The sequence below is a fragment of the Streptomyces sp. NBC_00122 genome (assembly GCF_045160845.1).
In the GTDB taxonomy this organism is placed as follows: domain Bacteria; phylum Actinomycetota; class Actinomycetes; order Streptomycetales; family Streptomycetaceae; genus Streptomyces.
In genome coordinates this window covers 5585772-5609691 of record NZ_CP108191.1, presented here as the reverse complement: position 1 = coordinate 5609691, position 23920 = coordinate 5585772, and the positions used below count along the sequence as shown (strand labels likewise).

Here is a 23920-nt window from a genome sequence, read left to right as displayed (position 1 = left end):
TCCGGCGGCGCCTGTGTTCCCCAGGATATTCCGGCCGCGCGGTCACTGACCCCGCAGCAGGTCGCGGATGCGGACCACGGTGGCCTCGTCCCGGCCGACCGCGAAGGGCAGCGCGTTGTCCCGGTCCACCCGGAAGGGGAGCCCGGCGACGGTGCTCTGCGCCCCGCCGGCCTCGGCGACCAGCAGCAGACCGGCCGCGTGGTCCCAGGCCGAGGGCCAGGTGAAAGCCAGGCCGTCCATCTCGCCGCGGGCCACCTTCAGGTACTCCAGGCCCGCCGATCCGCAGGGCCTGACCGCCACACCGGGCACGTCCAGCCGGCCCAGGGTGCGCTTGTCCTCCTCGGAGGTGTACAGCGGGTGGGCCATGGCGATCCGCAGCTCGGCGCCCGGCTCGGGCGAACCGCTGTGGATCCGCTCGCCGTTGACGTACGCGCCCTGCCCGCGCACGGCGGTCGCCAGCTCCTCCAGGGCCGGGGCGAAGGTCCAGGAGGCGAGGATCTCCCCGCGGTGGGCCAGCGCCACCAGGGTGCAGAAGGCGGGGTCGCCGGAGACGAACTGCCGGGTGCCGTCGACCGGGTCCACGATCCACACCGGGGCTTCGGCGCGCAGCGCCTCGTACACGGTCGGGTCGGCGTGGACGGCTTCCTCGCCGACCACGGCCGAGCCGGGCAGCAGCCGCGTCAGGGCGGCCGTGAGGTGCTCCTCGGCCTTGCGGTCGGCGACCGTCACCAGGTCGTGCGGTCCGCTCTTCTCGTCGACCTCGTCGTCGGCGAGCTGGCGGAATCTCGGCATGATCTCGACCGCCGCCGCCTTGCGGACCGCTTCTTCCACCGCGGACAGGTCTTGGGCCAGGAACTCTTCGATCATGCCCCCATCACACCACGCCAGACTGACAAGCCCCACCGTCAATCCCCGACGGACAGCTGGACACCGCGTGGCCGCCGGGTGAACCGCCCCCCGGGCGCAAGGTCCCGGCCTCGGTCGGCTGACCGGCCATGCCGCGTCAGGAGCCTCGGGGGTCCTTCGGGTCGGCGGCCGCCGCGTGCAGGCGCAGAAGCCGGGCGGTCTCCTCGTCCATCGGGAAGAACGTCTCGACCGCGAGTTCGGACAGCGTCACGTCCGCGGGCGCGCCGAAGGTGGCGATCATGCTGAACAGCGCCATGTCGCCGAAGGGCGTGCGCAGCCGCAGCGGGACCACCATGCCGGTCGCGTCCACCGGCCCGGGTGGGGCGCCGGTGTCCGGTGGCGGCGGGTAGGCGGACACCTCGTCGTACAGCGCCCGCAGCTCGGGGTGGCCGGTGCCGTTGGCCTGGTGCAGGAGTCGGCCGAGGGCGTGGGCGCGGACCTCCGCGAAGTTGAGGCAGTGCTGCGGGAGGCCGTCCGGGTGCAGGATCAGGCGCATCACGTTCGCGCCCTCGGCCGTGAGGGTCGGCGGGACGCTGTCCAGCAGGAGGGACATCGAGCGGTTGGAGTCGACGATGTTCCAGACCCGGTCCACGACCGCCGCCGGGTAGGGCTCGTGGCCGGCCAGCATGCTCCGCAGTGCCTGGCGGGCCATCGCCATGCGGTCGCTGTCCAGGGGGCTCTCCTGATAGGCGGGGGCGTAGCCGGCCGCCAGCAGCAGGCTGTTGCGGTCGCGCAGCGGCACGTCGAGGTGCTCGGCGAGCCGCAGCACCATCTCCCGGCTGGGCCGGGCCCGCCCCGTCTCCACGCAGGACAGGTGCCGGGTGGAGGTCTCGGCGCGCAGGGCGAGGTCGAGCTGGCTGAACTTCCTGCGCTGGCGCCAGTCGCGCAGTAACAGCCCGACGCGGGGCGGGTCTTCCGTCTTCATGCACTCCACCGTAACGGCCGGGGTCGCGGACTCCATGACCTCTGAGGTCATGGAGTCCGCGACCTGTCCCGTGTCACGGTGGTGGCACAGTCCGGTGCGAAGGAGCCCTGCCATGACACAGACGATGCATACGACCGACCCTGCCGCCCGGCAGGCGTCCGACCGCTTCCTGCGGCTGGTCCTGCGGATCGACAGTGTCAGCACCGCCGTGATGGCCACCGTGCTCATCGCCGCGTACGGCCCCCTGGGTTCCGCCACCGGGATGCCGGTCGGCTTCAGCGTCGGCTTCGGGCTCTACCAGCTCGGCGGGGCGGCCTCGCTGGCCCTCATCGCCGGGTACCCGGTGATCCCGGCCGGCCTGGCCAAAGCCGTGATCGGGGTGAATCTCGGCTCCGCCGTCGCCTGCCTGGTGGTGGCCGCGGGGGATCTCGTCCCGCTCACGGGCTTCGGCATCGTGTTCATGCTGATCGGCGCGGTGGTCGTGGGCGTGTACGCGGCCCTGCAGTGGGTGGGCCTGCGACGGATGACCGCGGCGGGATGACCGGTCAGACCTGCGGGGCCCGGCCGCGCAGGTACACGATCGGGGTCGGCAGCGTGATGCTGCCGTCGGCCGAGCGCAGGGCGTCCAGGCGCCGGGCGACCTCGGCGGCCAGCTCCTGTGCCTCCCGCTCGGACAGCCTGTCCCACAGCCGTCGCATGCCGTGCGAGCGGGTCCAGGCGACCCACTGGGCCCCGGACTCCACGACGATGGGCAGGTCCTCCTCCAGTACGGCCACGTCAGTGAAGCCCGCCTCGGTCAGGGTGGCTGCGACGGTATCGGGGGTCACCAGCCAGTTGTTGTGGATGTTGGTGAAGGGGCAGTCGTAGGCATCGCCGTCCTTGGGCTGGGTCAGGTGCGGCAGCAGCAGGTCGTGCACGTCCTCGGGGAGGAAGCCCCACTTGCCCGTGGCTGTCGGGAAGAAGGAGGGGGCGCTGGCCGCGAAGAGGCCGCCGGGGCGCAGGATCGTGCGGTAGGGGCGCAGTTCGGCGGCGCCGTGCGTCCAGATGAAGACGCTGAAGCCTCCGACCACCGCGTCGAAGCGGCCGGCCGGGAAGTCCGGCACCTGTCCGTTCATGACCTGGGTGGTCACCTGGGCCAGGCCCTGCGACCGCGCGTCGGCATCCGCGTACTTGACCATTTCCTCGGCGAGGTCGATTCCGATGACCTCTCCGGTGCTGCCCACGGCCGCCGCGGCCGGAAACAGCACGGCGCCCCGGCCGCAGCCCACGTCCAGCACCGAGTCACCGCTCCGAATTCCGGAGAATTCGACGAGCCGTCGGCCGATGGGTCCGAAGAACTCGACTCCGCTCTGGTCGTACACGTCCGCGGCGCTGTTGAACACACGGTGCATCTCCGCCGTGCTTTCCGAATTACCCATACCGGCTCCTTGACTTGAGTTCGCCGGAGAAATCGTGCGGCATCCGCGCGACCGCGTCCAATAGTCAGGGCTTCTGACGGCCAGCACGGTTTCTTATTGGACATGAAGTGCCGGCCGCTTCAACATCATTTATGCAGGCGGGGCTTGGCTCCGCCTTCGTGGAAAGGTTGCTTTATGAGTGATTTCTCTTCGCTGGTGTCGCGGGTCGAGGGTGAGGTGTTCCTGCCCGGGCAGGAGGGTTTCGACGAGGAGCGGACGGGTTTCCAGCGTGCGGTGGTGCACCGGCCCGATGTGATCGTGGGTGCGGTCTCGGCGCGGGACGTGGCGGCGGCGGTTCGGTTCGCGGGGGCCAGGGGTCTGCCGGTGGCCGTGCAGGCGACCGGACACGGTCTGTCGGTGGGAATGGACGGCGGGGTGCTGATCTCGACCCGGCGCATGTCCGGGGTACGGATCGACCCCGAGGCCAGGACCGCGTGGCTGGAAGCCGGGGTGCGCTGGGAACACGTCGTCCCCGAAGCCGGACGCCACGGCCTGGCCCCCCTCAACGGCTCGGCCCCGCACGTCGGCGCCGTCTCCTACATCCTGGGCGGCGGACTGGCCCTCCTCGGCCGGACCTACGGCTGGGCGGCCGACCACGTCCACCGCATGGAAGTCGTCACCGCCGACGCACAGATCAAACAGATCACCCCCGACAGCGACCCCGACCTGTTCTGGGCCCTCCTCGGAGGCAAGGACAACTTCGGCATCGTCACCGGACTCGAAACCGCCCTCATGCCCCAACCCCGCATCTACGGCGGCGGCCTCTACTTCGACACACCCCACGTCGAAGACATCCTCCACACCTGGCACCAATGGACCACCACCACCCCCCACCACATGAACTCCTCCCTCGCCCTCATCCCGGTGCCGGACGCACCCTTCGCACCGGAGCCGCTGCGCGGCCGGTACGTCGCCCACGTCCGGATCGCCTACACGGGTACGGCCGAGGAGGGCGAGCGTCTGGTCGCCCCCCTGCGCGCGGTCGCGCCGCGACTGCTGGACACGCTGACGGAGATGCCGTACACCGCGAGCGCGGCCATCCACAACGACCCGCCGACTCCCATGCCGTGGTACGCGGACGGCGCCATGCTCAGCGAGCTGGCCGAGTCCGACGTGCCGACGGTCCTCAAGACGGTCGGCCCCGGCGCGCCCGTCATGTGCATCGTCGAACTGCGTCACCTCGGCGGCATGCTGGCCCGGCGGCAGGGAGCCCCGAACGCCGTCGGCCACCGCGACGCGCGCTACCTGCTCTACGTGATCTCGCCGCTGGTCGGCCCGTTCACCCCCGAGACCGTACGGCCGGTGCACCGCCGGCTCTTCGACGCTCTGGCCCCCCGTACGACGGGGCGTTTCGTGAACTTCATGGGCATCGGCGAGAACGCCGGTCCGGAGCAAGTGCGTTCGGCGTACGACCCCGAGGACCACGCACGTCTGGTCCGGCTCAAGGCCGTGCACGACCCGGCCAACACCTTCCGCGTCAACTACAACCTGGAGCCCGGTACGCCCGGCTCGCACTAGCCGGTGATCGCCCACCGCAGCGGCCCCCTCCCCCTTCGGGACCGCCGCGGTGGGCGGCCGCCTGCCCGCGGGACCGCCGGCGGATCCGGCAGATTGGAAGCACAGATGTCCCAGAGCGTGTTCCCGCTCGACCCCACGGGGAGTGATCTCGCCGGCGAGGCCGCCGCGCTGCGCCGGCTCGGGCCCATCGCCCGGGTGGAGCTGCCGGGCGGTGTGCGGGCCTGGTCGGTGACCCGGCACGAACGGATCAAACAGCTCCTGACGGATCCACGGGTGTCCAAGGATCCCCGCCGGCACTGGCCGCCCTTCCGCGACGGCGAGATCACCCCCGACTGGCCGCTCTACCCCTGGGTGTCCGTGGAGAACATGCTCACGGCCTACGGCGCCGAGCACTCCCGGCTGCGCCGGCTGGTGGCGGGCGCCTTCACCGCCCGGCGCACGAAGTCGCTCGCGCCGGCCGTGGAGGAGGTGACGGGCGCGCTGCTGGAGGAGCTGGCCGCGGCGCCGGCCGGGGAGACGGTGGACCTGCGGGCCGCGTTCACCCACCCGCTGCCGTTCCAGGTGATCTGCCGGCTGTTCGGCATACCGGAGGCCACCAGCGACTCGCTGCGGCAGATGATGGACGCCTTCTTCCGCGACCCCGGGAGCATCGACGACATCCAGGAACGCGGGCGGGCCATCTACGCGGTCCTCACCGACCTGGTGGCGTACAAGCGCGAGCACCCCGGACCCGACTTCTCCTCCGAGCTGATCGCCGTACGCGACGAGGACGGGAAGCGGCTGAACGAACAGGAACTCGCCGACACCCTGATGCTCATGATCGGGGCCGGCCACGAGACCACGGCCAACCTGCTGGGCAGCGCACTGGTGGAGCTGCTGTCCCGGCCCGATCAGCTGGCGCACATCCGGGCCGGCCGGGCCACCTGGCAGGACGCGATCGAGGAGTCCCTGCGCCTGCACGGCCCGGTCGCACACATGCCGCTGCGTTTCGCCACCCAGGACATCGACGTGGACGGGGTGACCATCGCACAGGGTGACGCGATCCTCGTCTCCTACGCGGCGGCCGGCCAGGATCCGGAGCAGCACGGCCCGGACGCGCTCGGCTTCGACCTGCTCCGCGAGAGGCACGAGCACCTCGCCTTCGGGCACGGCGCCCACCACTGTCTGGGCGCCCCCTTCGCCCGGCTGGAGGCCGGGATCGCGCTGCCGCGGCTCTTCGACCGCTTCCCCGGCCTCCGGTTGGCGCGACCCCGCTCCGAGATCCCGGGGTCCGGTTCCTTCATCGCGAACGGGCCGCGTGACCTGCCCGTCCTGCTGACGTCATGACGCCGGGTCCGGCTGGATGTTGTGGTTCACGCGGAAGGTGTTCGCGGGATCGTGTACGGCCTTCAGCCGGGCCATCCGCCGTCGGGCGGGGGCGTCGTACAGCGTGCTGAGCCGCTCGGCCGTGGCCGGGCGGCCGGTCCCGTAGACGAAGTTGAGGTTGCGGCCCACGGTCCACGGCCGGACCGCGGCGAGCAGCTCCTCGTGGACGGGGGCGATGTCGGCCGCGCTCCAGGGCCCTACGGGTGAGAGCACGCGCAGGATGTACGCCGCCTCGCGGTGGCCGACCGCGTTGGGCACGGCCGGCGGGCGGGCCAGCGCGCCGCCGAGGTGGCGCAGGTCCACGACGCACATCACGGGTGCGGCCGGGCCGGCGAGGTCCCGGACGGCGTCCAGCGCCGGGGTGCCGAGCGAGCCGAGCAGGGCGTTGTCCCCGGTGTAGCCGTGCGGGTGGACCGGGTCGTCGAAGATGGAGCCGCTCGCGGTGTACGGCATGTCGCGCAGGGTGTCCATCAGACGGGGCGCGACGGCGCGCAGCGGGGCGACGGCCCTGCGGCCGGCGATCGCGCCGCCCGTGGAGGCGATCCGGACGTGGGCGACGTAGCGGCCGCGCAGCGGCTCGGGCATGAACGGCAGGTCGGGCACGGGCATCAGCCCCACGCTGGAGTTCATGTGGTGGGGGGTGGTGGTGGTCCATTGGTGCCAGGTGTGGAGGATGTCTTCGACGTGGGGTGTGTCGAAGTAGAGGCCGCCGCCGTAGATGCGGGGTTGGGGCATGAGGGCGGTTTCGAGTCCGGTGACGATGCCGAAGTTGTCCTTGCCTCCGAGGAGGGCCCAGAACAGGTCGGGGTCGCTGTCGGGGGTGATCTGTTTGATCTGTGCGTCGGCGGTGACGACTTCCATGCGGTGGACGTGGTCGGCCGCCCAGCCGTAGGTCCGGCCGAGGAGGGCCAGTCCGCCGCCCAGGATGTAGGAGACGGCGCCGACGTGCGGGGCCGAGCCGTTGAGGGGGGCCAGGCCGTGGCGTCCGGCTTCGGGGACGACGTGTTCCCAGCGCACCCCGGCTTCCAGCCACGCGGTCCTGGCCTCGGGGTCGATCCGTACCCCGGACATGCGCCGGGTCGAGATCAGCACCCCGCCGTCCATTCCCACCGACAGACCGTGTCCGGTCGCCTGCACGGCCACCGGCAGACCCCTGGCCCCCGCGAACCGAACCGCCGCCGCCACGTCCCGCGCCGAGACCGCACCCACGATCACATCGGGCCGGTGCACCACCGCACGCTGGAAACCCGTCCGCTCCTCGTCGAAACCCTCCTGCCCGGGCAGGAACACCTCACCCTCGACCCGCGACACCAGCGAAGAGAAATCACTCATAAGGCAACCTTTAGACTCGGCGCTCATGGAACTGCGCCAGTTGGAATATTTCGTCGCCGTCGCCGAGGAGTCGAGCTTCACCAGGGGCGCCGCGCGCGTTCACGTGGCGCAGCCGGGTGTGAGTGCTCAAATCCGTCGGCTGGAGCGCGAATTAGGACAGGAACTGCTCGACCGCAGTGGCCGTCAGGTGCAGTTGACCGACGTGGGCGTCGCCGTACTGCCGTACGCCCGGGCCGCGCTGGCCGCCGTGGCCGGCGCCCGCCTCGCCGTGGACGAGGTCACCGGTCTCCTGCGGGGCCAGGTCTCCCTCGGGACCGTCGCTTCGTCCTCCCACCTGTCGCTGCCGAAACTGCTGGCCGAGTTCCACGCGTTGCATCCGTCCATCGACATGGCCCTGTCGGAGGGGAATTCGGACCACCTCGCCGAGGGCGTCCGCACGGGGCGGATCGACGTCGCGGTGATCGGCATGGCCGCCGATCCGCCGCCCGGCCTGGCCGTCCAGGTCATCGCCGACGAACTGCTCGTCGGCGCGGTCAGCGCCGGCCATCCGCTGGCCCACCGCGAGCGGGTGTCCGTGGAGGAGATACGCGATCACACCTTGATCTGCCTGCCGCCGGGCACCGGGCTGCGGACGTCCGTCGAGGCGGCCTGGTCCGCCGTGGCCGCCACCCCGCGCATAGCCTTCGAAGCCAGTGATCCGCTGGTGCTCGCGCAGTTGGCCGCCCGGGGGCTGGGGCTCGCCATCCTTCCCCAGCCCTTCGCCCGCGCACACGCCCGGCAGCTGCGCATCGTACGGATCGACAGTGCGCACTTGCGCGGGCGGCTGGCGCTGGCGTGGCGCGCGGAGGGCCCGGTCAGCCCGGCGGCGCGCGCCTTCCTCACGCACGCCCGCCGACAGCTCGCGGAGTCCACCGGAAGCTGATACTCCGGTCAGCGGGCCGCCACGGCGTCCAGGTCGAACCCGGTTCGCCGGAACGGGTGCCCGGGCAGGCGGACCCGGCGGCGGCCGCCCGGGTGCAGGGCCGCCCAGTCCAGCTCCGTACCCGCCAGCCAGAGCCGGCCCAGGGCCGTCAGCAGGATGCTCAGCTCCGGGGTCTCGTCGGCCGGGTGCGGCAGTGTCTGGAGCATGAGGCGGTCCGGGCCGGCAAGTGCGGGATGGCGGCGGGCCAGTGACGTCAGTGTCAGGCCCGGACCGACTTCGAGCAGGATGGCTTCGGGGTCCCGCGCGAGCGTGGAGAGCGCGTCGTCGAACCGTACGGCGTGGCGCAGGTGCCGGCGCCAGTAGCCGGGGGTGGCGATGTCGTCGGGGTCGGCCCAGCCTCCGGTGGTGTCCGAGACGACGGGTACCACGGGCCTGGCCGGGCGCAGTGCGGCCACGTACGCCTCGAACTCGTCGAGGATCGGTTCGACGAGGGCCGAGTGCCCTGCTGTGGCGATCTTCAGCAGCTTGACCTCGACGTCCGGGCGCGGGAATTCCCTCACGAAGCACTGCACCAGCCCGGTCGGCCCCGATACCGCGACCTGTCCGGGCCCGTTGACGGCGCCGATGCCCAGCCCGTCCGGGAGCAGCGGCAGCACCTCGGACTCGGGCAGCCCGACGGCGGCCATCGACCCCGACGGCAGGCTCTGGAGCAGTCTGCCCCGCTCCACGACCAGGGCGAGCGCGTCGGGAAGGGAGAAGACCCCGGCCAGGCACGCGGCGGCGTACGCCCCGAGGCTGTGTCCGACGACCGCGGCCGGGCGCACTCCCCAGCGCCGCAGGGCCTGGGCCAGCGCGTACTCGACCATGAAGACGGCCGGCTGGCCGACCTCGATGGTCGACAGCGCGCGGCGTGCCTGCTCCTCCTCGGCCTCGCCGCGCGGGTCGACGAGGGAGCGCAGGTCGAGTCCGAGCGCGGGCCGGGCCAGTTCGGCGCAGGTGTCGACGTCGGCCCGGAACCCGGGGTCGGCGCGGTAGAGCATGCGGGCCATGCCCACGTGCTGGCCGCCCTGGCCGGGGAAGGTGAAGACGACGGGGCGCGCGGTCCGCGGGGCCGTGCCGGACGGGGTCAGCCGGCGCTTGCCGCTGTTCAGCGCCGCCGCGGCCTCGGTCGTGCCGGGAGCGACGACGAACCGGCGCGCGGGCCGTGCGGTGCGCCCGGTCTGGAGCGTCCATGCCACGTCCGCCACCGGCTCCTGCGGATGCCCGGCCAGGTGCTGTCCGAGCCGTGCGGTCAGTTCGTCGAGGGCGCTCCCGTCGCGCGCCGACAGGGGCAGCAGCTGCCAGCCCCCGTCCTCTTCGGGCCCGGCTGCCGGGCGGTCCGGGCGCGGCGGCCGTGCCACGACGACGTGCGCGTGCAGGCCGTACGGGCCTTCGGCCGGGACACCGGTCAGGCTCTGGCCGCCGGGCGCGTCCGGCGAGACGGCGAACACGGCGTCGAGGAAGGCCGCGATGCCGGGCGTGGTGTCGGTGACGGCCGTCCCGGGCGCCGGCGCGCGGCCGGCCCGGAGCGGGACCACCTCCTCGGCCGCGACCCCGGCGACCGCACGGGCCTGCCGCGCGATGCCACCGGCGTCGTCACCGTTGGCCACGGCCGTGCCGCGGACCACGGCGTGGATGCGGTCGCCCGCCTCGCGGGCCGCCCGCAGCGGTTTGAGGACGACGATCCCGCAGCCTCCCACCGACCCGTCGCCGTCCGGGCCCGCGGGGCGGACGGTGACCGCACCCGCCAGCGCGAGGTCGCAGTCGCCGGCGAGGAGCCCCTGCACCGCGGTGTGGACGGCCAGGAGCATGGTGGCCCCCCCGCCCTGCACCGTGACCGCGGGCCCGGCCAGTCCCAGCTTGTACGCGGGGCGGGCGGCGAGGAAGTCCGCGCCCGTGGCGATCCTGATCTGCCAGTCGTCCGCGAAGGGCAGCCGGTGCAGCTCGCGCCGCAGCCGCGCGGCGTACGGGGTGCTGCCGCAGCCGGCGTAGACGCCGATGGTCCCTGCCTCGCGGGCGGGATCGCAGGCGGCGTCTTCCAGCGCGTGCTGGGCGCATTCGAGCAGGACGCGCTGCTGCGGATCGGTGATGAGGGCCTCGCCGGGAGAAAGGCTGAAGAACGTGTGGTCAAAGGCGTCGGCGTCCTCCAGCAGGGGTCCGGGGTCGGCTCCGTGCGCCCACCGGTCTCGGTAGGCGGCGATGCCGTCCGCACCGGGGAACCGGGCCGCCATGCCGATGACGGCGACGGCGGATCCGTCGTCGGCCGGGTCGATCGTGTTCATGTCGTCCTCCTCCTTCTTCGTTCGCTCACGCCACCGGTACGGGCGGTCGTACGACACGGCCGGCCCCTCCGCCGAGCACCACGTCGAGCGTGTTCGCCACCAGCTCGTGGGGCGTGCCCGGTCGTACGGCGCTGACGTCGTCGAGCCGCCGCAGGGACGCGGTGTCGAGGGTCACGTCCAGCGCGGACAGGTAGCCCTCCAGCTGCCCGGCGTCGCGCGGGCCGATGACGGGCACCACGGCGGTGGCCGCCGCCGCGGCCCGGGCGCGCAGCCAGGCCACAGCCACCTGGACGGGCGAGTGCCCGCCCTCCCGCGCGACGGCGAGCACGGTGTCGAGTACGTCGGTGCGTTGCGCGCTGTCCTCCGTACGGATGCCGCGGCCGTCCCAGTCGCTGAGCCTGCCGCCCCGGCCCTCGCGGTACTTGCCGGTCAGCAGCCCGCCTCCGAGCGGGGCCCAGAGCGCGGTGCCGAGGCCGAGCGCCTCGGCCATGGGCAGCAGTTCCCGGTCGGCGCTGCGCTCGGCGAGGCTGTACTCGAACTGGACGCCCACCAGCGGGGTCCAGCCGCGCAGTTCGGCCAGCGTCACGGCGCGGGAGACCTGCCAGGCGGGGAAGTTGGACAGCCCGGTGTAGCCGATCTTGCCAGCGCGGACCAGCTGGTCGAGGGTGGTCAGGATCTCCTCGACCGGGGTGACGGTGTCGGGCAGATGGGCCCAGTAGAGGTCGATGTGATCGGTGCCCAGGCGCTTCAGGCTCGCGTCGACCGACCGGATGATGTTCTTCCGGCTGTTGCCGGTGGTGGAGACGTGGGGGCGTGCGTTGCCCAGGGAGAACTTGGTGGCCAGTACGAAGCGGTCCCGATCGCTGCCGATGAGCTCGCCGAGGAACTGTTCCGACTGGCCCAGCTGGTAGCTGTCGGCGGTGTCGATGAACGTTCCGCCGGCCTCGGCGAAGCGCTCGAACATCTTCCGGGACTCTTCCCGGCTGGCCCCGCCGCCCCAGGCGGCGCCGAAGTTGGCGGTTCCCAGGGCGAGCTCCGAGACCCGCAGGCCGTTGTTGCGTCCGAAGGTCGTATAGCGCATGGTGCGCCTCCTCTGTCGCTTCAGTGCTCGGCGCCGAGCATCCGGTGGACGTGACGCAGCAGCTCTCGCCGCTGCTCGGGGTCGCGGAAGTAGAAGTGGCCGCCGCGCAGAGTGTGGTGTTCGAAGGGGCCCGCGGTGTGGGCGCCCCAGCCGGTCAGGTCGCCGTCCTCCTGGTCGCCCACGAACGCGGTGACCGGGATGGCCAGCGGGGGCCCGGGGACGAACCCGTAGGTCTCGGCGATCTCCATGTCGGCCCGGAAGTAGCCGAGGACGATGTCGCGCAGCTCTTCGTCCTCGTGGACGGCGGCGGGCAGCGCGCCCCAGCGCCGCTCGATCTCGGTGAGCAGATCGGCTCGGGGCAGGCGGTGCACCGGCTGCCGGGTGGTGACCGGCGGGGGCTGAACGGAGGAGACGAAGAGTCGCTGCGGTCCCGGCCGCCCGGCAGCGCGCAGCGTACGGGCGACCTCATGGGCGACCAGCCCACCGAGGCTGTGTCCGAAGAATGCGAACGGTCCGGGCCCGAAGCCGACCTGCTCCACGAGGGCGTCGACCAGGTCCGGCATTCGGGTGAAGGGCGGTTCCTTCTCGCGCGGCGCCCGGCCGGGCAGCTTCAGGGCCAGCACCCGTACCCCTGGCAGGTCGTCGGACCAGCGCAGGAACTCGCCCGCGGAGCCGCCGGCGTGCGCGAAGCAGTACAACTGGGCGGTGGCGTCGGGCTTGCGGTCCCGGCAGGCGAGCCAGTGGGTCGCGATGGGCCCGGCGGACCGGGCCGCCGATGCGGTGGGGTGCGCCATGCTCATGCCTGCCTCTCGTGGGTCCGTACGTCGCGGCCGGCCAGCCTCTCGTCGAGGAACTCCGCGAACTCGACGGCGGTGGGGGCCGCGAAGAGCGATTTCGCGGTGATCTCGACGGGCAGGCGCTCGCGGATCTCGGCCAGTACCCGGGCGGCGATCAGCGAGTCGCCGCCGAGGTCGAAGAAGCTGTCCTCAGGGTCGACCTCCGGCAGGCCCAGGACCTGGCGGAACAGCTCCAGGACGAGGGCGAGGGTGCCCCCCTCGGTGCTGTCGTGGCCGGCTTCCCCGCGGGCGGTGGCATCGGCGGGCCCGGGGGCGGGCCGATCCCGGCCGGGGTGCGGGCCGGTGGAGGCGGCGTCGGCTTCCGGCCGGTCCTGCGGGGGCGGCAGCAGGTAGGGGCGGCGTTCGAACGGATAGCCGGGCAGCGGGACTTTGCCGCGGCGGGCACCGTCGTGCGCGCCGCTCCAGTCGACGGGCACTCCGGCGGCCCACAGCCTGCCGAGCACATCGAGTACCGCGACCAGCGCGTCGCTCTCGCTCTTCGGCTCGCCCAGCGGCCGGAGCAGGAAGGGGTCGGCTCCGCCGGAGGGGGCCGGGACGGTGGTGAGATCGGCGGCCGCCGGATCGGACGGCACGTCACCCGCCCACTCGTGCGCCCACCAGGCGGCATCGGGAGCCGGGCCGGCCGCGTCGTGCCAGCGCCGGTCCCAGCTGGAGAACAGCGGGATGCCGGGCGGCCGGGGGCCGGTCGTGCGGACGAGGGAAAGGAGCGCGTCCCGGCGCGCGGAACCCGTGGCGCGAGCGCGGGCGACCACCAGGCGCACTGCGCCGGGCAGGTCGAGTACGTCCGCCACGGCGGCGGCGACGAGGGCCCCTTCCCCTGTCCCGGCCACGCCGGCCGGCCGCACCCCCCACCGGATCCACAGCCGGGCGAGGGCGTACTCCCGGGCGAAGGCGCAGACGTCGTGGACGGCCGGGTCCGGGGAGCCGCCGGGGTCGTCCGGGCCGTTCCCGGACAGAGCGGCGCGCACGGCCGCCGCCAGGTCGGGGTCGAGGGCGTCGAGGCAGGCGGCGACGGCCCGCTCGTACTCCGGCTCGGCGAGAGGGTACCGGCCGGGGCCGGGGCGTCCGCCGCTGCCGGGGAACACCAGGACCACGGGGCGGTTGCCGGGCACCCCGCCCCCGGTGTGCGCGGTGCGGGGCGCCCCTTCGGCCAGGGTGACGAGTGCGGCGGCCGCCTCCTCGGTCCCCTCCGCGACGACGTAGCCGCGGCAGGGATGCTCACGGCGGCCGGTCTGGAGGGTCCAGGCGACGTCGGCCAGGACCGGCTCGGGCGCGGTCCTCAAGTGTGCGGCGAGCCGGGCGGCGGCGGCGCCCAGGGCGGCCGGGGTCCGGGCGGACAGGACGAGCAGCTGCGTGCTCCTGGCCGGGCCTGTGGGCGGAGGCGCGGGAGCCTCCTCCAGGACGACGTGGGAGTTGGCCCCGCCGACGGCGATCGCGCTCACTCCGGCCCGGCGGAGCCCGCCGCGGGGCTGCCAGGGCTCGTAGCGCGTGGCCACGCGGAACGGTCCGGACGCGAAGTCGATCTGCGGATTGGGTTCCTGGAAGTGGAGGGTGGGCGGTATCGCGGCGTGCTCCAGCGCCAGGATCGTCTTGATGAGCCCGGCGGCTCCCGCGGCGGCGTCGGTGTGGCCGATGTTGCTCTTGACCGATCCGATGGCGCAGTAGCCCCGCTCGGCCGTGTCCTCCTGGAACGCCCGGGTCAGTCCGGTGACTTCGACGGGGTCGCCGAGCGGGGTCGCCGTGCCGTGGGCCTCCACGTACGTGATGGTCCCGGCGTCCACTCCGGCGGTGAGCCGGGCCGCACGGACTGCGGCCGACTGCCCCTCGACGCTGGGCGCGGTGAAGCCGATCCGAGCGGAACCGTCGTTGGTGACGGCGGAGCCGCGGACCACGGCGAGGATCCTGTCGCCGTCGGCGAGCGCGTGGCGCAGGCGTTTGAGGACCACGATGCCCACGCCGTTGCTCGCCACGGTCCCGTCGCCGCGGGCATCGAAGGTACGGGTGACACCGTCGGCGGAGAGGATGCCGTCCTCGCTGTATCCGGACGGTTTCGGCGGGACGTGCACGGCGACGCCCCCGGCGAGGGCGAGGTCGCAGTCCCCGCTCAGCAGCCCCTGGACGGCGAGGTGGACGGCTACGAGGGCGGTGGCACAGGCGGACTGCACGGTGGTCGCGGGTCCGCGCAGGCCCAGCCGCTCGGCGGTGCGCGAGGCCAGGAACTCCGGTGCCGCGCCGAGCAGCAGGTCGTCGTCGGTCAGGTGGCGGAAGCGCTCCCGGTGGGCCAGCACCGTCTGGAGGTGGGCGGTCTCGGTCGATCCGCCGTACACGCCCACGGGCCCCGCGCAGCGGTCGGGATCCTGCCCGGCGTGTTCGAGGGCCGCGACGGCGCATTCGAGGAAGACCCTGGCTTGCGGGTCGAGGAGGAGGGCCTCGTCCTCGGAGTAGCCGAAGTAGCCCGCATCGAACCATTCGGGGTGTTCCAGCACGCCGCGGGCAGGGACGAAGAGCGGGCCGCCCTCCGCGCCGCCCTCACCGGCGCCGCCGGTCCCGGTGCGGAGCGGCCGGGCCTCGTCCCGCGTGATGGTGTCGAGTCCCCCGGCGAGGTTCTGCCAGAACTCGTCGGTGTCCCGGGCGCCTGGAAAGCGGCCTGCCATGCCGATGACGGCCACGTGGCCGTCATCGTCCGGGAACCCGTCGGCGTCAGTCACCGGTGCCTCCCCGCAGGGCGGCGCGCCGGCTGCCGAGCCGGGCGCGGTCGAGGGCGCGGGGCCTGGCCTGCGAGGACCGGCCGCCGCCGTCGAGGTACCGGGCGAGCGCGCTGACGGTGGGGTGGGCGAACAGCTCGACCAGCGGCACGTCCCTGCCCAGCCGCCGGGCGATGCCCTCACGGACCATGGCCAGCAGGAGGGAATGTCCGCCGAGATCGAAGAAGTTGTCCTGCGGACCCACCTGCGGCAGTTCGAGGACCTCGCTCCAGATTTCGGCGACGACCTGCTCGGTCCGCTGCTGCGGTGGGGGGGACTGGGATGTCACGGTGCCACTCCAATGCGTCATTCACGGGAAATTACGGGGTGGTCGGCCATTTGATGGTCCAAGTGCCGGACCCGGATGTCCAATAGCTGCATTCCCTCAGGGTCAGAACAATTCGTTATGGAAAATTTCGGGCGGGCACGCGTGAAGGCGCCGGCGGACCGTGTGGGAACGGGTCGCCGGCGCCGTGCGAGGTGAACGTCTTTCAGCCGCGCAGCACCGTCTTGCTGCGCATCAGGAAATCGGCCAGATAACCGTCGTGGGGCATACCCGTTTCGGTCCAGTGGGTGGGGTGGTCGCCGATGTGGAGATTGCTGATGGTCGGCTCGTGCAGGAGGGCGTCGATGAGCCGCTCGTCCGCCGTGTAGGCGCCGAGGACCAGGGTGTCGCGCAGCGGCGCGGTCCACGCCTCGCGGTTCCAGGGACACACCCAGACACAGGGGAAGGGCACTTCGGTGCCGGCGGCCGGGTCGTCCGGTCGGCCGAGCTGGAAGACGGCCGGGCGCAGTACGGCGCTGCCATCGCCGAGGTCGTCGGCGATGCCGTCCCCGCCGAGCCAGGGCCTGGCACCCGCCGCCCGTCCGAGGACGAACTTCTCCAGGATCCTGGCGGATGCGGCGCTCTGCACGGGCAGCACGGCGTTCTCGTCCTGCGGAGGCAGGCTCGGCAGCGCGCCCAGGCGCTCCGCGAGGGCCTGGGCCACCGGCGCCGGGTCTCCCTCGACGAACACCGCCGTCGCGTTCACGCAGCCGGTGCCGCCGTGGTGCGCGATCGAGTCGACCACGGTGTCGAGATGGCAGCGCCAGTCGTGGTCCGCGGTGAGGAGGACCTTGCTGCGTCCGGGGGTCAGCGGCAGGACGCTCCGGTCGTCGGCGAACTCCCGGATGACCTCGTCACTGCCGTACGCGAGGTCGGCGGCGCGCAGCATGGCCCCGGCCGCCTCGTGCTCGGCGGGCAGCAGGACCACGTGGTCGTCGGGGAAGCCGGCGGCGCGCAGGGCCATGACGAGCCGGTGCGGGGTGAGGGGTTCGCGCCGGGAGGGGCGTACCGCCACCCGGTAGCCCAGGGCCAGCGCTTCGGGCCACATGCTGTGCGTGCCGGGGTGGTTGCCGGCGGCGTGGACGGCGAGGACCTCGCCGCGCCGGGCCCACACCGCCCGTCCGGTACGGGTGAGCGGGTCGCGCCAGTCGCCGACGGCGCCGGCGGGGCGGGCGTGGCGCAGTCCGCGGTAGAGGTCGGCGGTACGGCGGGCCAGTGTCCGGGTGGCCGTACGGACCACGGGGAGCGGGATGCCGGCAATGCGGCTGACGGCCCGCTCGTAGGCCTCCGGGGTGAGTCCGCCGAGTTCCGCCGTGGCGAACAGCTCGCCCGCGCGGGCGATCGCAGCCACCCGACCGTCCAGGGGCAGCGGGGTGGCGGCACGCAGGGCATTCATGGCCCGGCTGACGAACAGCCGGGGGGCGAGGCCGAGTTCGACGGCCGGGGCGCCGGTCAGATCGGGTACGGACTGGCGGTTGCGTGCTCGGTACGCTCCGGTGGGCCCGAGCACGTCCAGTACGAGCGGACCGCCGTCCGTGGCCGCGCTGCCGTCCGCCGCGGCCGCCGGCCCGGCGGAAGGCGTGGTGGAGGGTGGGGTGGGCGCGGTAGGGGCCGCGGTGGGCCGCGTCATCAGTAGACCCCTTCGATGACGGCCTCGTCGTCGAAGCGGGCCACCGGCGCGATGTCCTGGACGGAGTCGCCGACGTGTCCCGCCGGCGCCTCGACGCGGGTCGCGAGATCGCGTTCGAGGTTGTTGGGCAGCAGCAGCCCCTTGCTGACGTGGTTCATCACGACCTGCCCGCGGGCGCCGTGGGGCACCGGGTCCCCCGTGGCCGGGTCGACGACCCGGAAGGTCACGTACGGCGAGAGGGTGTCGAAGACGCATGCGTCCGCGTCGTCCGCGTCGAACCGCTGCCCGGCGATGCCCAGGATCATGGTGCTGCCGTAGTGGCCGTAGAGTCTCACCCCGGGAAAGACCTCGGTGCGGTACAGGTGGCGGGTGTCGGCGTCCATCTGGGTGCCGCCCCAGCGGATCGCCTTCACCTTCTCGTTGACCAGGTCGACGAGTTCGTCGCGGTGCGCGAGCCGCTCCAGCAGGGGCGGAGTGATGGTCATGACCCCGATGTCCTGGGTGCGCAGAATGAACGCGGCCTGGTCGATGACGTGTTCGGCATAGTCGTCAGCCAGGTCCTTGCGCCCGGAGGCGATCAGCTTCTTCACCCAGCGCGGGTCGAGGTCGACGTGGAAGCCCAGGCTGCCGTGCGTGGTGGCCGACTCCTCGAAGATCCGCCCGACGATGTGGGGTCCGGAGGGGGTGACCCCGAGCCACTGGGCCCCGCGGGGGAAGCCGTGCAGGTCCAGCTTGGCGGTGCTCCAGGCGAGCATGCGGTCCATCCAGTCGCGCAGGCAGAGCACGCGCTTGGGCGCACCGGTCGTGCCACCGCTCTCGAAGGTGCCCACGATGTCCGCCGTACCGCCGTAGCCCCGGGGCAGGAGGTCGGTCACCGGGACGTCGCGCAGCTCGTTCACCACGTTGGGGAACAGCCGGAGGTCGGCGTGGCTCTTGACGTCGCGGCGCGGGTCGAAGTCGAGCGAGCCGGCCCGGCGCAGCCAGTAGGGCGACCCGGTCCGTGGGTCGAAGTGCCACTCCATGGCGGCGCGGATGAACTCGTCGGGATCCGGGGCCACGTCGAACGGCAGGTCCAGCACGGATCGTTCTACGGGTGACACGGTGCCTCCTGGGGCAGCTGGAGCGAGGAAACGGTGAACGGTGACCGCGCCCGGCGGGCTCACCGCAGGGTGTGGAAGGCCCGCCGGTACCAGAGCAGCGGACCGTCCCGGTGCCCGGCCCGGACCCCGGCGAGCGCTCCGAGCAGCAGGTCGTGGTCGCCGGCGGGCACGACCTCGTGGCGCAGGCAGCGGTAGGCGGCTTGCGCGTCGGGCAGCACGGGCAGGCCGTCCGTCCCCGGCCAGGGCGTGAACTCCTCCCCGGCGAAGCGGTCTACGCCGTGGGCGGCGAACTTCGCGGCCAGGTCACGGTGTTGCTCGCCGAGCACGTTGACGACGAACTCCGGTGCGCTCACGAGCGCGCCGTGGCAACTCGAAGTCCGGCCGACGCCAACCATCAGCAGCGGCGGGCCGAGCGAGACGGGGGTGACGGAGCTGGCGGTGAACCCCCAGCGGCGGCCGAGGCCGTCGACGGTGGTGACCACCGTGAGGGCGGCCGGCAGCAGCGCCATGGCGTCACGGAACTGTCCCGCCTCGGTCAGGGTGGTGGTCTGGACCGGTGTCCTCACAGTGCACGCTCCATCGAGGAGGCCGTCGCGGCGGTCCGGCCGAAACGGCGGGGGGAAAGGAAGCCGAGGGGAACCTCGGGGGTGCGGCCGGTGGCCAGGTCGGCCAGGGCCTCACCGATGCCGGTGGCGTGTTTGAAGCCGTGGGCATTGCACCCGCCGGCGACCACGATCCGTCCGTCGTCGTCCAGCGGACCGAGCACGAACTGGCCGTCGGGCGTGCGGGTGAACAGCGATACGGCCACCTGGGCCGGCAGGTCCTCCAGGCCCGGAAGCCGGCCCGGAAGCATCCGGGCCACATCGGTCCAGTCCTCGGGGCGGACCGACCGCTCGCCGTCGTCCTCGGGGTCGAGGGCGCGGGCCCCGGGTCCGTACCCCTCCAGACCCAGCTTGACCTCGTACCCGCCCTCCCGGCCGTTGCCCCACAGGACGGGACCGTCCTCGGTCTCCCGCATGAAGACGGGGAAGCGCTCGATGTCGAAGCTCCCGTCCGCGGTCACCGGCCGGAACCAGGTCAGCGGCATCCTCAGGGTCCGCAGCGGCAGTCCCGTCACCAGGGCGGGCAGCCACGGCCCGGCCGTGATCACCACGCGGCGCACCCGGGTCTCGCCCTCGGCGCTGCGCAGCACGACTCCGCCGGGCACCCCTTCGACCGCGCGGACGCGGGTGTCGGTGCGCACGCGGGCGCCGGCCGCACGGGCGAGCCCGGTCGCGGCCCGTACGGAGTCCTCCGCCCGCAGCAGACCGGCGGACGGCTCCCAGACGGCGAGGTGTCGCTCCGGTACGCCGGTGTGGCGGGGGAACCGCTCGCGCAGTTCGGCCGCGCCCATCGTGCGCACCTCTATGCCGTGCGTACGGGCCGCGCGCAGCGTCCCGCCGACGATGACGCCGTTCTCGGGCCCGATCAGCAGGCCTCCGTGGGGGAAGAACAGCCGCCGGCCGGCCTCCTCCTCCAGCCTGTGCCACAGCTCGCCCGACCGCCGCGCGAGCGGCACCAGCCCCGGGTGCTCCAGACACGTGGTGCGGAACATCCGCGAGCCGCCGTACGACGAGCTCAGCGCGTGCCCGGGCCGGCGGCTCTCGAAGCCGATCGCGTCGACGCCGCGGGATGCCAGCTGCCACAGTGCCGCGGACCCCCACGCCCCCAGTCCGATCACGCCCACGTCCGCGTCCCACCGACTCATCTGCCCCTCTTCCCGTTTCCTCGTCCTCGTCCTCGTCCGCGACCGGACCGGCCGGACCGGACCGGCCGCGATCACCAGATCACGCGGTCGTGGTCCGGCACCTGAGTGGTCGGTACTCATTTCCGGTACTCGGACACCGCCGGCCCGGGGCGGCGGTGTCCGGTGTTCCGCCCCCGGGTGCCCCTTCGCGGTTGAGTACCGCTCACTCAGGCCCCGGTCACCCCGCCCGTGGTCCTCTGGGACCACGAGAGGTACGAAGGGGGAACGGATGCTCATCAGGATCCTTGGCGTGCCCGAGGTGCACGACGAGCGGCAGGGGCGCCGGGTGCGCCTGGCCAGCCCGATGCAGGGCGCCCTGCTCGGTACGCTGCTGGCGCGGCCGGGCGTCGTGGTGCCGGCCGGGCGGCTGACCCGTGAGCTGTGGGGCGACCGCCCGCCCGCCAAGGCGGCCAACGCCCTGCAGGCCCACGTCTCCCGGCTGCGGGGGCGGCTGGCGCTGGTGGAGCCCGAGCGCGCCAACGCTCCCCGCCTGATCCGGCACAGCACGGGGTACGAGCTTGCGGCCGGGGAACTCGATACCGACGCCGGCCGGTTCCGGCTGGCCGTGGCCAGGGCCCGGGGGACGGCCGAGCAAGAACCGCAGGCCGCGTACGAGGCCTTGCGCTGGGCCCTCGCGCTGTGGCGGGGCGAGGTGCTCGAAGGCATCGCCATGGGTCCGATCTGCGCCGGGCTGGCGGCCGAGTACGAGCGGATCCGGCAGGACGCGCTGGAGACGCTCTTCGACACCGCCCTGCGCACCGGGCGTCATGACGAGGTGCTCGGCGAGCTGCAGGCGGCGGTGGCGAAGCACCCCGGGCGGACCCGGTTCCAGGAGCAGCTGGAGCTCTCGCTGCGCCGCAGCCGGCCGGCCCCCGTAGGGGGAGGGGCCCGCCGGCCGGGTCCGGACTCCGGCCGCCCCGACGAGATCGAGCGGCTGCACGGGCTGGTCCGGTTGCTCGCCTCCGAGCAGCGCTCCCTGCGCACCCGGCTGGAGCGGCTGGCGGCGCTGGTCAGCAGTCCGCAGTAGCCGGCCGGACGATCATGTGGCCATGGCCCGGTGCGACGCGGAAGGTAGAATCCGGCTGCACGAGATAGGTACTGATCGGGGTGTCCGTGTGGTAACAGACCATGGACGAGGGCACGTTGAAGACGGTGGGCGCATCGACGAAGAGCGGCGCCTCGGCCTGGACGTAGCCCATGCCGGCCTCCAGATGCGCCGGAGTGACCGCGGCTCCCCGGCCCGTGCGGTGCTCCACCACCTGGCGCACCATCTCCTCGCAGGTGGCGGCGAATCCGGGATCCTCGCGCATGGCGCGGTCCGTCCGCCGCCGCACTTCCCGGTACTCCGGGGTGTGGAGCAGTTCGCTCAGCGCGCGCACCCGGATCCGCAGGCCGGCCGGGTCGGCCCGCTCCACGGCGCGGCGGATCCGCCGGCGGACGTCCTTAACGGTGCTGCGGGCCGAACGCGCCGCGTATTCGGGAGGACGCCCGTCGGCGACGAGCATGGTGTCGATGTGCGTGTCGACGTACACCACGTCGACGGCGGAGAACGTACGGCCGGCCCATTCCAGCAGCCCGGTCAGGCGCTCCTGGCCGAAATAGCTGTTGCCCGCGCTCACTCCAACGAGAGCGTGCTCGCCGCGTTCGAGAACGCGCCGGCACGATTCACTGAGCGGCTCGCTGTACATCCCGTGGCGTAATTCGGCGAGCTGATTGCCTCGCATGTACATTCCCCCCTCAGCCTTTGTCGGATGCGGGCTCGCGCAAGGCATCGACCATCTGACCGCAGAGGCCGTCCAGGATTTCCGCCATGTCGACGTCACCCCCCATCGGGGCGAACATGACCTCGTCCAGGCGCCGCCGGACGGCGTGCAGCCCGGGGTGGTGCCCACCGGTCCGCTCCAGGAGGTCCAGGACCCGGCGGGCCGCGTCGGTGCAGCGGTACGCGCCGTAGTCCGCAGGCTCCTCCAGCAGTCCGCGTCCGCTGCTCAGCAGGTACGCGGCCAGCAGGGCGAGTTCCTCATGCAGCCGGGCCTGCGGCAGGACACTGTCCCCAGATTTCATGGCTGATCACCTCGTTCTTGTCGCGCCGGTCGGACGGTACGGGGGGCTCGGCCGGGTGTCCCACGGGGACCATCAGCAGCGGCTCGATGTGGTCGGGGATCCCTAGGAGGGTGCGCACGGCGGCCTCCCGGAAGCTGCTCACCGGGCAGCCGCCCAGCCCGCGTGCGTGGGCCGCGAGCAGCAGGTTCTCCACCGCCATGGCCACGCACAGGCGGCTGGTCTCGTAGATCTTCCGCGAGATGTGCCCGGGCAGCCGGTCGGTGCGGGAGCGGTCGACGCAGGCCACGACGACGAGCGCGGGGGTGCCGATGATGCCGGGAGAGAAGGCCCGCAGCCGACGGACCCGTTCCGGCTCCCGTACCACGACGAACGACCAGGCCTGTTTGTTGGAGGCGGTCGGGGCACTGACCATGGCGGTCAGCAGGCCGTCGACCACGATGTCGTCGACCGGCTTGCCGGAGTAGTTGCGCAGGACCGTGCGGCTGCGCAGGACGTCGAGCAGGTCGCTCATGCCGACACGTCCTGTCCGGGGAAGGCGGGCATGACGTGCGCGGCGAAGAGCTCCATGGCCGTGGCGGCCCGGGCGAAGGCCGTGGCCCCCGGGTTGAACTGGAGGCTGAAGGACAGGTCGGTGCCGAACCGGGCACGCACCTCGGCGATCTGTTCGCGCACGCCGTCCGGGTCCCCGGCGAGCACCTTGCCCGCCTCCAGAGCCGCCCCGAACTCGTAGTTCTTCGCCTTGTCCAGGAACTTCTCGTAGCCGGGGTAGTCGGCGGAGCCCTCGGTGGCCAGGGGGGCCACCGCACGCGCCATGTGCTCGACGTACTGCCGTTCGTGGAACTCGGCCTGCCGGTGGGCCTCCGCGCGGTCCTCGGAGAGGTAGCAGGTGAACTTGATCTGGATGCGGCGCTCGCCGGGGCGGTGTCCGGCGCCGTCCCAGGCGCCCCGGTAGGCATCGAGCATCGCGGCGAGCTGCTGCGCCGAGGTCACCGAGGGCACCACCTGGAGGTGGTGGCCCGCGGCGCCGGCGGCCACGCAGGACTCCACGCTCGTCGCGGAAGCGATGTAAAGGGGCGGATGCGGCTGCTGGTAGGGGCGGGGCAGCAGCGTCACCGGGCCGAAGCGGTGGAAGCGGCCTTCCCAGACCAGCTCTTCCGTAGTCCACAGCTGCCGGACGGCTTCGACGCCCTCCGCGAACCGGGCCCGGCTCTCGTCCATCGGGATGCCGAACGCGGCGAACTCGGTGGGCAGGAAGGCCCGGCCGAAGCCGACGTCCAGCCGCCCGTGGGAGAGGTGGTCGAGCATCGCCAGCTTGCCGGCCAGCTTCACCGGGTGGGTGAAGGCGGGGACGACGGCGCCGGTGCCGATGCGGATCCGGCTGGTCCGGGCCGCCGCCGCGGTGAGCAGCGTCACCGGGTCGGGGCTGTAGCCGCCGTACGGCGTGAAATAGTGCTCGACCGTCTGCGCCTGGGTGAATCCCAGCGCCTCGGCCAATTCGATGAGCCGCAGGGTCTCGTCGTAATACGCGGTGGCGGATTTGACCGCTGGATCGACCACCGGGAAGAAGTTGACACCGAATTCTGTCAT

General features: G+C 72.9%; 22 protein-coding genes. 5 read left to right on the top strand and 17 right to left on the bottom strand.

The window, feature by feature from the left end; translation table 11 throughout:
• Positions 1–42 precede the first annotated feature (42 nt).
• Both OG737_RS25905 and OG737_RS25900 read right to left on the bottom strand, forming a co-directional pair.
• Positions 43–867, bottom strand: coding sequence for an inositol monophosphatase family protein (locus OG737_RS25905; RefSeq protein ID WP_405922048.1), 825 nt, complete (start codon positions 865–867; stop codon positions 43–45).
• Between the two features lie 136 nt (positions 868–1003).
• Entirely contained in the window at positions 1004–1831 is an 828-nt protein-coding gene (locus tag OG737_RS25900; protein ID WP_328928596.1) for a helix-turn-helix transcriptional regulator, read from the bottom strand.
• A gap of 112 nt (positions 1832–1943) precedes the next feature.
• Here OG737_RS25900 and OG737_RS25895 point away from each other — a divergent pair, with 112 nt between their 5' ends.
• A complete protein-coding gene (locus tag OG737_RS25895; RefSeq protein WP_328928595.1) occupies positions 1944–2372 on the top strand; it encodes a hypothetical protein in 429 nt (142 codons plus the stop codon).
• A gap of 4 nt (positions 2373–2376) precedes the next feature.
• Here OG737_RS25895 and OG737_RS25890 read toward each other — a convergent pair whose 3' ends face one another.
• Positions 2377–3249 (bottom strand): methyltransferase domain-containing protein, encoded by an 873-nt coding sequence (locus OG737_RS25890; protein ID WP_328928594.1) that lies wholly within the window; start codon positions 3247–3249, stop codon positions 2377–2379.
• A 174-nt stretch (positions 3250–3423) separates the two neighbouring features.
• On the opposite strand from OG737_RS25890, the gene OG737_RS25885 reads away from it, so the two are divergent.
• Complete coding sequence (locus OG737_RS25885; RefSeq protein ID WP_328928593.1) at positions 3424–4806, top strand: FAD-binding oxidoreductase; 1383 nt, start codon at positions 3424–3426, stop codon at positions 4804–4806.
• A 105-nt stretch (positions 4807–4911) separates the two neighbouring features.
• Positions 4912–6132, top strand: coding sequence for a cytochrome P450 (locus OG737_RS25880; protein ID WP_328928592.1), 1221 nt, complete (start codon positions 4912–4914; stop codon positions 6130–6132).
• Here the strand turns inward: OG737_RS25880 and OG737_RS25875 are convergent.
• Entirely contained in the window at positions 6127–7503 is a 1377-nt protein-coding gene (locus OG737_RS25875) for an FAD-binding oxidoreductase (protein ID WP_405922047.1), read from the bottom strand. The two genes, OG737_RS25880 and OG737_RS25875, sit on opposite strands and share 6 nt — an antisense overlap.
• Positions 7504–7528: 25 nt before the next feature.
• On the opposite strand from OG737_RS25875, the gene OG737_RS25870 reads away from it, so the two are divergent.
• Positions 7529–8425: a LysR family transcriptional regulator gene (locus tag OG737_RS25870; RefSeq protein WP_328928590.1), complete on the top strand. Its 897-nt coding sequence runs from the start codon at positions 7529–7531 to the stop codon at positions 8423–8425.
• Between the two features lie 8 nt (positions 8426–8433).
• Here the strand turns inward: OG737_RS25870 and OG737_RS25865 are convergent, their stop codons facing one another.
• The 9 genes from OG737_RS25865 to solA form a co-directional block, all read right to left on the bottom strand.
• A complete protein-coding gene (locus OG737_RS25865; protein WP_405922046.1) occupies positions 8434–10746 on the bottom strand; it encodes an acyltransferase domain-containing protein in 2313 nt (770 codons plus the stop codon).
• Positions 10747–10771: 25 nt separating this feature from the next.
• Entirely contained in the window at positions 10772–11827 is a 1056-nt protein-coding gene (locus tag OG737_RS25860; protein WP_328928588.1) for an aldo/keto reductase, read from the bottom strand.
• 20 nt (positions 11828–11847) lie between these two features.
• Positions 11848–12627 carry an alpha/beta fold hydrolase gene (locus OG737_RS25855; protein WP_328928587.1) on the bottom strand — a complete coding sequence of 260 codons (780 nt, stop codon included), beginning with the start codon at positions 12625–12627 and terminating at the stop codon, positions 11848–11850.
• A complete protein-coding gene (locus OG737_RS25850) occupies positions 12624–15392 on the bottom strand; it encodes a beta-ketoacyl synthase N-terminal-like domain-containing protein (RefSeq protein ID WP_405922045.1) in 2769 nt (922 codons plus the stop codon). The genes OG737_RS25855 and OG737_RS25850 overlap by 4 nt, the downstream gene beginning before the upstream one ends.
• Positions 15385–15717, bottom strand: a complete 333-nt coding sequence (locus tag OG737_RS25845) for a phosphopantetheine-binding protein (protein WP_405677676.1) — start codon at positions 15715–15717, stop codon at positions 15385–15387. Before OG737_RS25845 ends, OG737_RS25850 begins: the two co-directional genes overlap by 8 nt.
• Positions 15718–15919: 202 nt before the next feature.
• Entirely contained in the window at positions 15920–17383 is a 1464-nt protein-coding gene (locus OG737_RS25840; RefSeq protein ID WP_328928584.1) for an aldehyde dehydrogenase family protein, read from the bottom strand.
• A complete protein-coding gene (locus OG737_RS25835) occupies positions 17383–18483 on the bottom strand; it encodes an AMP-binding protein (RefSeq protein ID WP_405922044.1) in 1101 nt (366 codons plus the stop codon). The genes OG737_RS25840 and OG737_RS25835 overlap by 1 nt, the downstream gene beginning before the upstream one ends.
• A 59-nt stretch (positions 18484–18542) precedes the next feature.
• Positions 18543–19049 (bottom strand): flavin reductase family protein, encoded by a 507-nt coding sequence (locus OG737_RS25830; RefSeq protein ID WP_328928582.1) that lies wholly within the window; start codon positions 19047–19049, stop codon positions 18543–18545.
• Complete coding sequence (gene solA / locus OG737_RS25825; protein WP_328928581.1) at positions 19046–20230, bottom strand: N-methyl-L-tryptophan oxidase; 1185 nt, start codon at positions 20228–20230, stop codon at positions 19046–19048. The genes OG737_RS25830 and solA overlap by 4 nt, the downstream gene beginning before the upstream one ends.
• A 268-nt stretch (positions 20231–20498) precedes the next feature.
• On the opposite strand from solA, the gene OG737_RS25820 reads away from it, so the two are divergent.
• A complete protein-coding gene (locus tag OG737_RS25820; RefSeq protein WP_405922043.1) occupies positions 20499–21296 on the top strand; it encodes a BTAD domain-containing putative transcriptional regulator in 798 nt (265 codons plus the stop codon).
• Here OG737_RS25820 and OG737_RS25815 read toward each other — a convergent pair.
• From OG737_RS25815 to OG737_RS25800, 4 genes are read right to left on the bottom strand one after another with little or no spacing between them, the layout of a single operon-like run.
• The gene (locus OG737_RS25815) at positions 21280–21993 is read right to left on the bottom strand and encodes a tRNA-dependent cyclodipeptide synthase (protein ID WP_328928579.1); all 714 of its coding nucleotides are present in this window, start codon (positions 21991–21993) and stop codon (positions 21280–21282) included. The two genes, OG737_RS25820 and OG737_RS25815, sit on opposite strands and share 17 nt — an antisense overlap.
• 13 nt (positions 21994–22006) lie before the next feature.
• On the bottom strand, positions 22007–22333 hold the full coding sequence (locus OG737_RS25810; protein ID WP_328928578.1) for a DUF6092 family protein: 327 nt from the start codon (positions 22331–22333) through the stop codon (positions 22007–22009).
• The gene (locus OG737_RS25805) at positions 22290–22844 is read right to left on the bottom strand and encodes a nitroreductase family protein (protein WP_328928577.1); all 555 of its coding nucleotides are present in this window, start codon (positions 22842–22844) and stop codon (positions 22290–22292) included. The genes OG737_RS25810 and OG737_RS25805 overlap by 44 nt, the downstream gene beginning before the upstream one ends.
• Entirely contained in the window at positions 22841–23920 is a 1080-nt protein-coding gene (locus OG737_RS25800) for an LLM class flavin-dependent oxidoreductase (RefSeq protein ID WP_328928576.1), read from the bottom strand. The genes OG737_RS25805 and OG737_RS25800 overlap by 4 nt, the downstream gene beginning before the upstream one ends.